Source organism: Evansella sp. AB-rgal1, assembly GCF_041820985.1.
Lineage (GTDB): Bacteria > Bacillota > Bacilli > Bacillales > Salisediminibacteriaceae > Evansella.
In genome coordinates this window covers 1-14,384 of sequence record NZ_JBGUAU010000056.1, presented here as the reverse complement: position 1 = coordinate 14,384, position 14,384 = coordinate 1, and the positions used below count along the sequence as shown (strand labels likewise).

The following is a 14,384-nucleotide window of genomic DNA, read 5'->3' as shown; positions in this document are numbered from 1 at the left end:
CTAAAAAACAAATTTTGCTTTTTTTTAAGTTTCTAGAAAATATATGTGCGAGTTTGCGCGATATATGTGCGGGTTGAGCGTTTATATGTGCGAATTCAAGCAATATATGTGCGAAATCCTGATTATATGTGCGGATCGCGCAAATATATGTGCACTTTCCGCATCGGGAGGGAGGCGGGGGGAACTTCCTCAAATAAATACTCTCCCTTCACAAGAAGGGAGAGCTCAGGTCATTATTACTTAGACTTATTCCTATTATAAATATCAAAACCTACTGCTCCTAAAAGTACCAGACCTTTGATTGCTTGTTGCCAGTCGATCGTGATTCCGATGAGGGACATACCATTGTTCATGACCCCCATTACGAGACCTCCGACGACGGCCCCGATGATGGTCCCTACACCACCGGCCATCGACGCACCACCGATGAAGGCCGCAGCGATAGCATCTAACTCGAACATCGTTCCCGCTCTTGGAGTCGCAGCGTTTAGTCTAGCAGCGTAAATAAGTCCTGCAAGTGCAGCCATGACACCCATATTCACAAACACGCCGAACGTAACTAGCTTTGTTTTTACCCCTGATAATTCCGCAGCCTTTTGATTTCCACCTGTAGCGTAAATGTGTCGTCCGATGACTGTTTTATTCATAATGAAGGTAAAGAAAACAATGAGTACGAATAAAATTACAAGGATATTTGGAATGCCTCGATACGAAGCAAGCACGAAAGTAAACACATTGATTACAGCTATCATTGCGATAATTTTTGCGATAAAGAAGCCTTTCGGTATAACGGCAAATTGGTGTTTTAATTGGGTTCTACGTTCCTTGAGTTCACTGAACACTACGAGCAAAGACAATAGTACCCCGATTAGGAGAGTTAACACATGATAGGAGGTCACTCCGAGAAACGTTAAATCTGGAAGAAATCCTGAGCTGATTAATCGGAACTCCCCTGGATAAGGAGAGATGGATTGTCCTCCTAATACGACCATTGTTAATCCGCGAAAAAGGAGCATCCCTGCCAAAGTTACTATGAAAGATGGCATTTTGCAGTATGCGATGAAGAAGCCGTGCCATGCGCCGATGATTGCGCCGAGCAGTAAGCAGAGTACGACTGACACTACGACTGGTAGTTGCAGTTCGATCATTAGGATTGCTGCTATGGCTCCTACGAAGGCGCACACGGAGCCGACGGATAGGTCGATGTGGCCGGCGATGATGACCATTACCATTCCTATGGCTAAAACTAGGATGTAGCTGTTTTGTAGGATGAGGTTTGTTACGTTTAGTGGTCGAAGCAATATGCCGTCAGAAAGAATGCTAAAAAGTAGTACGATAAACATTAGGGCAACTACCATTCCATAGGAACGAATATTGCTTTTAAATAGTTCAGCTATTTTCATGTCCATTTCCTCCTGTTCGTGTCATATACTTCATTAATGTTTCTTGATTGGCTTCCTCTCGGGAAACTTCGCCAGTGATCCGTCCTTCACTTAGCGCATAGATTCGGTCACACAAACCTAGTAATTCCGGGAGTTCTGATGAGATGACGAGTACTGCTTTCCCGTTTTCTGCCATCTGATTGATTACACTATAAATCTCGTATTTTGCGCCAACGTCAATTCCTCTTGTTGGCTCATCGAGAATTAAGATGTTCGGCTCTGACAGAAGCCATTTACTTAATACAACTTTTTGTTGATTTCCACCACTCAAATTGCCTGTTACTTGGTTTAAGCTTGGCGTTCGTATGTTCATGATTTTTCGATATTCTTCCGCTTTCTTGATTTCTTCGTTTTTGTTAATGATGAAGTTTTTCGAAAGTTTATCTAAGCTCGTTAAACTAATATTTCGCTTAATATCATCGATAAGAATGAGCCCATACGTCTTCCTGTCTTCCGTAACATAGGCAATCCCGTTATCGATGGCCTCTTTGATCGAGTTTAACGTGACCGTTTTCCCATCAATCACAACGTCTCCGTTGATGTTTTTCCCATACGCTTTACCGAAAATACTCATGGCAAGCTCTGTTCTCCCAGCTCCCATTAAGCCTGCGATACCAACGATCTCGCCTTTACGAATCTCAAAATTAACATTCTTGAGAAGCTTCCTTCCGCTATGAAGAGGATGGTCCACGTTCCAATTTTTCACCTGGAAAACAACGTTGCCAATGTTTGGCTCTCGTGGTGGAAAACGATGTTCTAAGTCTCTTCCAACCATGCCTTTTATGATTCGGTCCTCGCTTACTTCACCGGATGATAGCTCGAGAGATTCAATGGATTTCCCGTCTCGTAAAATAGTAAGATTGTCAGCGACGTATGATACCTCGTTCAATTTATGAGAGATAATAATGGACGTCATTCCTTGGGCTTTAAATTCTAGCAATAGCTTCAGTAGATTCTCGCTATCTTCTTCGTTTAGTGCCGCTGTTGGCTCATCGAGAATTAATAACTTTACTCGTTTGGACAGCGCTTTGGCGATTTCCACCAGTTGTTGTTTTCCGACTCCAATATCCATGGCCAGTGTCCGTGGTTCGTCTGTGAGGCCAACTTTGGATAGTAGCTTTGTTGCTTCCACAATCGTCGTGTTCCAATTGATGATACCTTTTGTTGCCCGTTCGTTGCCGAGAAATATATTTTCAGCGATGGAGAGCTCCGGAATTAACGCTAACTCCTGATGAATAATTACGATCCCCTTCGCTTCACTTTCGTTGATATTTTTAAATTCACAAACTTCTCCGTCAAAAATAATGTCTCCGTCGTAGGAACCAAATGGATATACTCCACTCAACACTTTCATCAAGGTGGATTTTCCCGCTCCGTTTTCTCCAACGAGCGCATGAATCTCCCCTTCTTTCACCTGAAAGTTCACATTATTAAGTGCTTTTACACCGGGAAAGGTTTTTGTAATATTCTTCATTTCTAATAAGATCTTTTCCACTTACTTCACCCCCACACTTCGTTGGATTTGAGGATCGTGTTATTTGTATTTGACTCGATCATCAGGATTGCTCCAATGTTACCCAACTACTCTTTTTTCACCTCGTTCGGGCACTATGAACGCTCCAATGTTACCCAACTCACTCTTTTCACGCTCGTTCGGGCACTATGAACGCTCCAATGTTACCCAACTACTCTTTTTCTGGCTCGTTCGGGCACTATGAACGCCCCAATGTTACCCAACTACTCTTTTCCCACTTCGTTCGGGCACTATGAACGCCCCAATGTTACCCAACTACTCTTTTCCCACTTCGTTCGGGCACTATGAACGCCCCAATGTTACCCAACTACTCTTTTTCCACCTCGTTCGGGCACTATGAACGGCCCATGAACCCCTTAACATAATGCTAAATAACGATTTAGCAATAACCCTGAAGCTATTACTAAATCGCTCTTTTAGTTTTTTCAAAGCAGTTTTTACCGAGAAGCTTAATTGGTAATATTACTGGTTTCTGCTTGAAAGACTGCGAAAACAGCCTATTTTATCGATTAATCCTCAAAATCACTTTCGTCGTAGTAGCCACTTCCTACAAGCACATCTTTGTAGTTATTGATATCGACGGAAACAGGTTTTAACAAGTAAGAAGGTACAACCTTCACTCCGTTGTCATACGTTGTTGTATCGTTGACTTCCGCTTCCTCTCCTTTCAGAAGAGAATCTACCATTTCCACTGCTTTTCCAGCAAGCTCACGAGTATCTTTAAAGATCGTTTGCGTTTGCTCCCCAGCAATGATCGATACGACAGAAGGGCGCTCCGCATCCTGACCAGTTACAACTGGCATCGGTAAATCAGCCTCTCCATATCCCACACCTTTTAAAGAAGAAATAATCCCGATACTGATTCCATCATATGGCGATAAAACTGCGTCCAGAGTTTTATCCGTATAAAAACCACTTAATAGATTATCCATTCGTTCTTGGGCAGCAGACCCATCCCAACGAAGTGTTGCTACTTGTTGGAAGTCCGTTTGCCCACTTTGTACCACTAACTGGCCGCTATCAATATAAGGCTCAAGAACAGACATAGCTCCATCAAAGAAGAAATACGCATTGTTATCATCTGGTGACCCTGCGAATAGCTCAATATTGAATGGGCCATCTCCATTTGCAAGTCCTAAGTACTCTTCAATATACTCACCCTTCAAAACACCAACTTGGAAGTTGTCGAACGTCGCATAATAGCTAACATGCTCCGATCCACGAATAAGTCGGTCATATGCAATAACAGGAATATCCATAGAAGCCGCCAGATCAAGTACCTCTGTTAACGACTCTCCATCAATGGCGGCGATTACTAGTGCATCCACGCCTCTGGTAATCATGTTTTCAATCTGGTCAATTTGATTCTCAATCACATCTTCCGCATATTGCAAATTTGTTTTATATCCAAGCTCTTCAAATTGCTCAACCATGTTGTTCCCATCCGCAATCCAACGTTCAGAAGATTGAGTTGGCATAGAAATTCCCACTGTACCTGCGTCATCACCACTTGTGGAATCATCCCCACAAGCTGTTAAAAAGAGGAAAAGAGTTACCGACAAAAAGACAAATATTGCTTTTTTCACTGTTTACTACCCCCTTGAGTTTGTTTTGTTTACTCAACCTCAGTGTAAATGTAAGCGCTTTATTTGTCTTTTTGATTTCTTATTAATTTTTATAAAAATTCTACTTCTTTTGGAAAAACAAGGCGGGGAGACTTCTCTCACTGACACCTGTTCTGAACAAAACCCATCCTATTTGGAAGATAGGTGCTGTCATTAACCTAACAGCCATTTTCACATGTAAGAAAAGCGCAAGGCGCCCTCTCATAACCGAAATGCAAATGTTTCTGGTCGAACGAAAAGCATAATCCGCTTGCACATCTGGGAAGATAATGTTCTTTCAGTTGAAAAGTGCTTTTTACTTTTCTAACTGGAAGGTTGTTTTTCACAGCAGATAGCGGATGCAGCTAGACAAAAAAAGTGCTTTTACTTTTCATCGACCAGGTTAATTGACTCGAGGTCATGGAGCTTGGAGCTAGATACATTACACAGTCCAAAATTTTTATACTTATCTTCAAAAAACGTTTGAATATTTCATCTATCCAAACGTATAAGTTACTCGCCTTACAAATTGATAAGTTATTTCATATAATTTGCAATTAACTCATAACACCTTTCTTTTGTAAGTGCTGCTTGCTTAGCCACATATTCCAATGATTCTATTGAACCCCCTTTAAATTTGAGTGATGTTTCTTTAGCAACTTCATCTCTATGTTTTATCCAGTCTCGTTGTTCTTCTCTTAATTTTTCCATCTGTTCCTTACTAAGCTGTTCCTTCAAAGTTCCGTAGATTTCGTTCAACTCCGCATCCCAAGTTTTATATCCATAGACTATCTCTTCCTCCATCTCTAAAGTTGTTGTAGCTTCTGAGTTTTCTAGCAATTCTTCCATCTCTTTTTCGATGTCATGAAGTTTTTTCAGATATTCTTCCTTAACATTCTTAGCAAATTCTTTGTCGCTATCACTAGACGTCAATTGAAATAATTCATATGTACCATCTTGATAAACTTTGTAATAACCTAAGCTCCCAGTTTTCCCAGATACACGCAAAGGAATGTCCACCAGTTGAATCATATAATAGGAACCATTATTATCTATCTCAAGCTTCCCGTCTGTTCCAAACGAAATATTATCATCGTTCCCCTCTTTTAGTTGTTGCATCAAGAATTGGACTGCTTCATCTCCATTTGTAATTTGGATATTCCCCTTAGTTTCGGATGGTTTCTTTTCCGTCTGTTCAGCAACCTCATGATCTCCAGCGTTTTCATTCTCCTTACTATTTTCGGTCACAATATCTATCGAACCCTTTGTTTCATCTTTGTTTTCATATATATTACTTTTTTCTTGCTCATCGCTAATTTTTGTACTTTGCTCATTTGATGATTCACAAGCAGCCATAATAATTACTATTCCTGTTACCATTACTGCTAAAATTTTACGTTTATTTTTCATTTTTCTCCACTCCTTAAGAATACTAATCTAGCAAACCTACTCCGTTTATTATGTAAATAATTTCACAAAATATTACATCTCCATATTAACATATTTTTGTAGTTATTCTAGAATTCCCAAAAATGGATCTCCTGTTTTGTTAATCCCATATTATATACGTCTCCTTTTTTATTTAAATCAAAATAAAAGTCGAATCATGTTAAATAATAACGAAGATTGTCGATATTAATACTAAGAATATAAACTATTACACTATCTAAGAAGGAGACTACATATGACAGCAATAGAAAATTTAACATTAAATGATGTAAAAAAGAAAAATACGCTGATGTTATTCAGCTTTTCCATCGCTATGGTTTTAGGGTTTGGGAGATCCCTCACACAAGGACAGTTTGATCGAATGATGTATTACGGCTCAGAGTTATTAGTATTTGTCCTACTATATGTACTATTTCAACTATACTTGAAAAAGCCGACACTCTTTCCTATTACTAGCATTATCGCTATTTACTGTTTCACATTTTCCTCCATATTTGTATTCAGTGCATCAATAGATATCGTATTGATTTCATTATTTTTAGCACTAATTTCTGCAATACACTATAATACAAAGGTTTTTTCGATCGGTTATGGGGCTGGATTTGTAACGATAATTCTAGCCAATCTATTAGATCAAAATATGACAGAAGCAACCCAGGGTATCTATACGATGTCCATATTAATCTATATTTTAATGGGAATCGTATTAGGGGTACTCATTTACTTAAATAAGCAACAATTTAAACAATTGCAGTTTTTTATTAGTAATGCTGAAGAAGATGCAAGAGGAAAAGAAGAACAAAATAAATTACTAGAAGAAAATGTTTCCAGCATCATTGATGGAGTCAATACCGTGAACGAAGAAGTTCAAACGGTTTTAGTTTCACAAGAAGAGATAAAAGTGGCAATCAATGAAGTGGCTGTTGGAAGCCAAACTCAAACAGAACAGGTCTCAGAGATAATGATAAGCACCGTGGAAACAAAAGATTCTATGGAAAAATTATCACACGTACTGACAACTTTAGAGAAAGAATCTAGAGAATCAAATGAATTAGCTGGGCAAGGTCAACATCAGGTACTAGAGTTAACGAAAGATATTACATCATTAAAAAATATAGTCCAAGAACTAAAACAAACCTTTGATATATTAACTGATACGATTGTTGAAACAAATACCTTAACAGGGAACATCAGTGATATTACAGAGCAAACGAATTTATTAGCCTTGAACGCTTCTATTGAAGCAGCTAGAGCTGGTGAATCTGGTAGAGGTTTTTCTGTGGTAGCTGATGAAATAAGAAAGCTAGCAGTAACAACCAGTGAAACTGCTAACAAAATAAAAAGCAATTTATCCAAACTAAACAAAAGCAACTCTGCTGCGGTGGAAAAGGTAGCTCTTAGTGATAGTTTTATTACAAAAGGAATTACCTCCACAGAAGAGGTGACAACTTATTTTGAGCAAATAAAAACTATGCTAGCTGATTTAGGAAATACTGTTCAATCAAGTACCGAACTTGCAGACAATGCGAAAAATAAATCGATCATTGTTGAGTCAGCAACTAATAATTTTGCAGCAATTATAGAGGAAACAAGTGCAAGTCTCGAAGAAGTGAGCTCAACAATTGATAATTTAACAGAAAACTATCATTCCATTGCAAAAATAATGGACAAAACTGCATCTGCAGCAGAGAATATTACAACGTCTAAGTAAAAATCGTTTAAACTGTATAGCAGCAGAAGCGTGAAGTTTTCTTATTATGAAGTTCATTATAAAAACCAATCTTTTTAGAAGATTGGTTTTTTGTTATTTTTACTATCCGATATCCTTAATATATTAGCCTTGGAACAGGGAAATTTATTCCGGTGCAACCCTCCATCGTTACCGAACTACATTTAAAAATGCAGTTGGGTAATCATGAAGGCCTTATAGGTTACCCAAAACACATTTTTAATTACAGTTCGGGCGTCATGAAGTATTCATAGTAAATAAACGAACTCCCTCTTCTATAAGGAAAAAGCACCCCAATCGTTAGTTGTGTCTAACAAATGGGGTGCAGATCAAACGCGGTGTTTTTATCAAGGTTTATATTCTTCGCCACTTTCAATATAAGGAGCTACAAATTCAAAAACTTCTTCTAATGTCCACACATTCCAATTGTCTTGTCTTTTTCTCCACTCCTTTGGAACGTGATGGTGATGATGAGGTTCGGATTCCACTCAAAATTCAGGTTTGGTCCACTCTTCATCATGAGGATCATTCCCCCATGCTGATATATGATGGCTACTAATCCCCAATTTCGGAATGATAATCTTCCATTGATACGAGTATCTCGTTACAGAACCATCTTTATATCTCTCAATAGCATGTATTCCGGTCATGCCATGAATTGGATGTTCTTTTAAAGGAAATAGGACAGAGAGTAAGTTTGATTTCTTCCTGAAGTCTGGATAAATATTGTTTTCACCCGGAATGTTTCCATAAGTTCCGAGAATTTGTTCATACTCATCTAATATTGCAGGAATATCAGCGGGGAGTAGGATTTCCTGAACATTCGTGTGCTTTCTACTCACTTTTCCTCTTCCGATACAATTCTTTTTTTAATTGCTGGTATTCTTCTTCTAAGGCTTCCCACTCATAATAATCCGGTAAACCATCAATGTCATCCCCATTGACAATAGGAAACGCCTCTTCCAATGTATCGGCTTCATACTTGATTTGAAAATCTAGCAATTCTGATATAACCTCTTTTAATCGTTCTTCTGGTGATTGGTTTCGTATTTTTTTCTCTTGATAAAGCATCTGCATTTTAATTGAATATACAGGATCTTTCCATAAAGGAACTACATGCTTTGGTATTTTGTTATGGGAGTTAGTATTTACCTGCTCTAATCCCCGTTTCATATATTTGTTCACAGTAACCGTCGATACGCCCAATAGTTCTGCGGTTTCACTCGTTGTAAGGAGGTATGACTCAACATAATCAAAAGTAATGTCTTTTCCTCCTATTTGATAATACCACTGTTCTAGATCTAGTTTTAGTTTCCCAAATTCTGCATCCGTAGCTGGTATTTCCAAAGTCATTAACCGACGCAACCACTTCAGCAATGCTAAACGGTTCTTGTCTGAAAATAAAAATTTCTCATCAAAATGAATATCTCTGCTATCAAAGGTGATTCGTTTTAACCGATCTTTAAACGCACTCATTAAAATAACAACGATTTGACTAAGAACATAACTAGTTTCTTTTTCGATCTTTGTTTTACTCTTCTGTTCATATGCCTGTTCAATGTCTTTTTCTGTTTCTTCAAATACTGCTAAACTCATGAGCTTCACCCCTTCCCTCACCTCCATTATACTTCTCAAGTTAACGAATGGTCAATTTCATTAATTATCGATTTTTCAATATCCATAATACACAGTATGCCCCAACTCTCTAATTGGAAACCACATTAGAATATACTTTGAGCTACGACATACAAAACAACTCTTATTCTCATCTATAACCTCAAAAATGGTACTGCATCAATTCTTGTTTCCATTTTCAAATCTATCTCTTTTTTTGGACAGCTCTTCCGCCGTGTTTTTGTTTGTAAATTATATGCTTGAATAAGAGATATTAGACGAGCCTTTCCGCCTTTCTCCGACTCCTTCGGGAATGGAATCTGCTCTCCAATTCCCGACGCCCCCTTCCGCACGATCCTTCTGGAAAACAAGCACAGGATGATTAAATCTACCAACACAAAAGGCACTTACCTCAATGGTAAATGCCTCGAACCTGAATGCTCATTTCACTTTTTCAGAGTTGCGCTTTGATTTAAGCCAAATAAAACCATCTAATCAACAACCACCTAACCCTTCCCCACAAACGCCTCGCCCTTCCGATACTGATTCGGCGAGACACCCATCACTTTTTTGAAGGCAGTGCTGAAATAGTGCTGCGAGTCGTAGCCCACCTCCTCGGCAATTTCAAGAATGGACTTATTTGAACAGGTCAATAACTGGATGGCCTTCTGAACCCGGAGCTTCGTTAACAAATGAACGAAAGAGATCCCCAAATCCTGCTTCACAATCCGACTCAGATACACAGCCGAAACATGCAACTCCTTCGCCACCGTTTCTAAACTGATCCCCGCCTCTTGATAATTCTCCTGCAAAAACTGCTCCGCCTGCCTTGCAATGTGCGAAACCTCCACCCTACCATACACCTCAGCCTTACAATGCCGATACACCTCTCCAATACAATACGATGAACCATCCACCTTCTCGAAATGCTGAATACTCCGGATCATCACATATTTAGAAATAGCAGCATCAATCGATAGAAGCACCTCATCCGGCACAACCTCCCACAAAATCAGCACATGCAATCCAATCTCATCACGAAATAACACATATTCATAATCAGCAAGCAGCTCCCCAACTATGTTTTCAATTGAAAACAAAATGAGCTGCCGCTCGCTCTCCGCCATCAACGGCTGATTACTCTGAATTTCCGGCCAGCGAATGACCCCCATTTGCTTTGGAAAAAACGTCGGTAACTTCAAAAAAGCCAGCTGCTCCCACACTTCTCCCTCACTAATTTCCCCCTTCAGCCAATCGATACAAAACCGCTCCCGGAGATGAGGAATATTCTTCTCAATCTGCCGCGAAGCCATCTGCAAATGAGCCTTCTGCTTTCCCTCCAACTCCAGCTCCTCACAAATACCCTGAAGAACCTCCGTCAACTGCACCGGATCCACCGGCTTCATAATATAATCCGCCACATTCAGACGCACCGCCTCCTGCGCATAGCTGAATTCATCGTGCCCAGAAATAATCACAATTTTGCACGAAGGGAGCTCACTACGCAGGTGTTTGATGAAAGAAAGACCATTCATAATTGGCATATTCACATCCGCCAACACCACATCCACTTTGTTTTCCAGCGAAAGCTCTAACGCCTCCTCACCGTCCTCCGCTTCCGCAACAATCGTCATGTTGAGCACATCCCAATCGATCGCTTCCCGAATCCCCTCGCGAATGATCACCTCGTCATCTGCAATGAGCAACTTCCAATTATCCATGATCTCCCCTCCTTAAAATCGGATGATAAATCGTCACAACCGTACCCTCGTTCTCCTCACTGTCCAGCTGCAGCCCATAAGATTCCCCAAATGTAAGCTTTAGCCTAGCATGCACGTTCACAATGCCGTACCCAATTACCTGCTTATTTTCTTGTAAAAAAACATCGAGGCTGCTTCGTAATTCGTGGAGCTTCTCACATGATATTCCTTTTCCGTTATCCCGAATGGTGATCACCAACATCGTTTCCCGTAACTCCGTCTCAATGGAAATTAGCCCCGGACCACGGCGTTCCTTGATGCCATGGTAAATCGCGTTTTCTACGATCGGCTGCAGGACAATTTTAAGAACCGACAGCTCCTCCGTCTCCGGTGATATCACAATTTCATAGTTTAATTTATTTTTATATCTTGTTGATTGAATCTGCAGGTAGCTCTTGATGTGCTCGATTTCCTCCCTCAGCGGAATGATCGTGCCACCTTTACTCAATCCTATTCGAAACAATTTGGACAGAGAACCCACCATTTCCGCCACCTCGAATGCATTCTTTTTCCGTGCCATCCATTGAATGGTGTCGAGAGTGTTATAGAGAAAATGCGGCTTAATATTTGCCTGCAGACTATGAAGCTCTGCCTCCCGCTTCTTTCGTTCCTGCTGCTCCGTGAGTTTCATAAGCTTATTTATTTGAAAAATCATGCTGTTAAAGCTCCGACCTAGTTTTCCCACCTCATCTCGACCTGCGCCTTTGTATTGAATGGTCAAGTCTCCTGACTCTGCCTTCTGCATGGCACGCATAAGCTTAGAGATCGGTTTCGATATAGAGTGAGAGAGAAAGTAAGACATGGTAATTCCAAAAAAGCACACGAAAAACACAAATGTTACTAACGAAAAGCGAATTTGCTGCACTTCCGCCACTGCATCTTCTGTGGAAAATACGCCTACCGTATTCCAATCTGTGAAGGTAGATTTACGAAAGATGATCTGATAAGAATCACCATTCACGTCTTTTGTGAAGGTTCCGTAATTTCCATCAAAGCTATCCTGGAATGAAAGGTGCTGCAGGATGGAATGGGTTGGTGAATAGATCGTATCTCCTTGTTGGTCAAGGACCATGAGGTACCCTGTTTTTCCCAAACGAACATCTTTCACGGTCTCTGCTATCACTCGGAGCTTCAAGTCGATTAACACCACGCCTTTTGCTTCGCGGGTGGTTGGGTCCATGATGGCGCGGACGACGGAGATGACCTCGTTGTCGGTATAGTTGACGTGGGAGGTTATCCTGCGATTGTTGGGCTGACCGATGACGGTGGCGATTCCTTGGTTGTTGGCAGCTTGGCGGTACCATGTCTCTTGTGTTAACGGCACGGCGCTTCGGGAATAGAGTTCGTTACTTATGTATTGGCCCTCGTCGTTGACGATGAGAATTCCGGCAATTTCTGGGTAGAGCGTTGTGAAGCTTTGAAGAAACTTTGTTACTTCGTATTTCTCGTCTGGATCCATCGTTTCTGGCGAGAGATTGCCGTTAAAGAAGTCTTCCATCTTCGGGTTAAGAGAGATGAAATAGGTCATATTTTGCACGTTTTCGATGTGGTTTTCCACTGAGCGATTGACCTTTTCGATGAGCTGCATGGTGTTTTCATTTACTTGCTGTTCAATGACTTTATTCACGGTCCAGTCCACGAAAACCGCTAGTAAAATAGATGGTAGAATGCTAATCAGTAGAAAATGAAATATTAGTTTGTTTCCAATTGTTATGTGTTTGGATGCTATGTCGTATAGTTTCATGTTGTGGCCACCTTATTTTGCGAAGTAGCTTTCTACATTTTCCTTTGTCACGATGGTGATCCCGGTGTCTACATACAGTGGCAGTGGTGCCAGATCCCTCGTTTTCAACACTTGGGGTTCGGTAAGCTCGTGGTGTAGGTGAAAAAGAGAGATGAGTGACCAGTAGCCCATATTCCACGTTCCTTGTGCGAGGGTCGCGGAAATGATACCCTCCTCGACCATTTCTAGCGTGCCTTTATCTGTGTCGAAGCTGATGATACGAATGTCATCTAGCTTTTTTTCAAGTCGGACGGCTTCTCCCACTCCAACGCCACCGTTTGCTTCGGATGCAAAGATACCGGCGAGGTTAGGGTATTGTTCCATTATCTCGTGAGTGACCTGTCGGGAATGAAGTCGATCTCCTTGGCCATCTCGAACTGCTACCACATTCATGTTCGGGTATTCTTCTTGAATGGTTGTTTCAAAGCCAGTCGTTCTCTCTTGGTGGTTGAGCTGATTGAGATGTGTGATCACGGCCACGTCACCTTTTTCCTCTAAGAGGATGGCCATTTCGTGTGCCGCTTGAACTCCGGCGCTATAGTTATTGGTGCCGAGAAAGGAGTATGCCTTACTTTCTGGTGCACCGGAATCGAATAGCACGACGGGAATCCCGGAGTTTATGGCTTTATTGATTGTGTCTGTTAGTCCATCTGGGTCTATGGCGGACAGTGCAATGCCGGTTGGACGTTTTGCTATCACTTGTTCGAGCACGGTGATTTGCTCCTCCAGGTCGTATTGGGCGGCTCCACGGTATTCCACGGAGACATTCAGTGCTTTTGCTGCGTCCTCAAAACCTTTTAAACTACTTTTCCAATAGTCCATCCCTGACTGGAACGTGACCATGACGTAGTTTTCTGTAATCTCCCCTTGAAGTCCTCTCATTTCCCATGGGCTTGCTGTGGTTTCCTTGAAGTGCACTTGATACACGTAAAACATAAATGCGCTTAACAAAACAGCATAAATAACTAATAGCTTCTTCATTTTTGAAACCCCTTTCAAAAATGTGGTTTGGTAAATTTATACGATTTGTGGGGATGGAATCTAGTTGATGTTATTTGTGTGGATATTCGTAGGTGAAATTGGTGTAAGTTTTTTATTCTGTGTGTCGAAAATACCATTTACACTAATAATATCATTTTCGCATGATGAATTGTTTAAATGTTTTGACAAGAGTCGGGTTTTTATATTTGTCTTGGAAAAAATGGAGTGAATCATAATAGATTATGCTTTTTTTGTAGGTGTTTTTGGTTTGTGAAATATTTTATGTGCGGGTTGCGTGAATATATGTGCGGGTTGAGCGAATATATGTGCGAATTCCGAGAATATATGTGCGAATCTCCCACTTTTATGTGCGAATTCCACGATTATATGTGCACTTTCCCATACCAGAAAGGGAGAACTTCTCTATACCTTGTTCTTGGAATACGATTTTCATGATTTCTACCCTGATCCATGATTCATACCTTTTA

At 40.6% G+C, this 14,384-nt stretch carries 10 protein-coding genes; 1 reads left to right on the top strand and 9 read right to left on the bottom strand.

The features are described from left to right. Positions 1–236: 236 nt before the first annotated feature. From mmsB to ACERII_RS25230, 4 genes are all read right to left on the bottom strand, one after another. Positions 237–1,403: a multiple monosaccharide ABC transporter permease gene (mmsB, locus tag ACERII_RS25245; protein ID WP_373645758.1), complete on the bottom strand. Its 1,167-nt coding sequence runs from the start codon at positions 1,401–1,403 to the stop codon at positions 237–239. Continuing rightward, a complete protein-coding gene (gene mmsA, locus ACERII_RS25240) occupies positions 1,390–2,937 on the bottom strand; it encodes a multiple monosaccharide ABC transporter ATP-binding protein (protein WP_373645756.1) in 1,548 nt (515 codons plus the stop codon). The genes mmsB and mmsA overlap by 14 nt, the downstream gene beginning before the upstream one ends. 548 nt (positions 2,938–3,485) lie before the next feature. Continuing rightward, positions 3,486–4,562: a multiple monosaccharide ABC transporter substrate-binding protein gene (chvE, locus tag ACERII_RS25235; RefSeq protein WP_373645754.1), complete on the bottom strand. Its 1,077-nt coding sequence runs from the start codon at positions 4,560–4,562 to the stop codon at positions 3,486–3,488. 555 nt (positions 4,563–5,117) lie between these two features. Beyond that, a complete protein-coding gene (locus tag ACERII_RS25230; protein ID WP_373645753.1) occupies positions 5,118–5,990 on the bottom strand; it encodes a lysozyme inhibitor LprI family protein in 873 nt (290 codons plus the stop codon). Positions 5,991–6,264: 274 nt separating this feature from the next. On the opposite strand from ACERII_RS25230, the gene ACERII_RS25225 reads away from it, so the two are divergent. Further along, positions 6,265–7,740, top strand: coding sequence for a methyl-accepting chemotaxis protein (locus ACERII_RS25225; RefSeq protein WP_373645752.1), 1,476 nt, complete (start codon positions 6,265–6,267; stop codon positions 7,738–7,740). 506 nt (positions 7,741–8,246) lie between these two features. Here the strand turns inward: ACERII_RS25225 and ACERII_RS25220 are convergent. The 5 genes from ACERII_RS25220 to ACERII_RS25200 all read right to left on the bottom strand — a co-directional run bounded on the left by ACERII_RS25220 (position 8,247) and on the right by ACERII_RS25200 (position 13,896). Beyond that, positions 8,247–8,600 (bottom strand): hypothetical protein, encoded by a 354-nt coding sequence (locus ACERII_RS25220; protein ID WP_373645751.1) that lies wholly within the window; start codon positions 8,598–8,600, stop codon positions 8,247–8,249. Beyond that, positions 8,593–9,354, bottom strand: coding sequence for a DNA-binding protein (locus ACERII_RS25215; RefSeq protein ID WP_373645750.1), 762 nt, complete (start codon positions 9,352–9,354; stop codon positions 8,593–8,595). Before ACERII_RS25215 ends, ACERII_RS25220 begins: the two co-directional genes overlap by 8 nt. Before the next feature lie 524 nt (positions 9,355–9,878). Next, a complete protein-coding gene (locus ACERII_RS25210; protein WP_373645749.1) occupies positions 9,879–11,093 on the bottom strand; it encodes a response regulator transcription factor in 1,215 nt (404 codons plus the stop codon). Next, positions 11,086–12,876, bottom strand: coding sequence for a cache domain-containing sensor histidine kinase (locus tag ACERII_RS25205; RefSeq protein ID WP_373645748.1), 1,791 nt, complete (start codon positions 12,874–12,876; stop codon positions 11,086–11,088). The genes ACERII_RS25210 and ACERII_RS25205 overlap by 8 nt, the downstream gene beginning before the upstream one ends. Before the next feature lie 12 nt (positions 12,877–12,888). After that, positions 12,889–13,896, bottom strand: a complete 1,008-nt coding sequence (locus ACERII_RS25200; RefSeq protein ID WP_373645746.1) for a substrate-binding domain-containing protein — start codon at positions 13,894–13,896, stop codon at positions 12,889–12,891. Positions 13,897–14,384 lie beyond the last annotated feature (488 nt).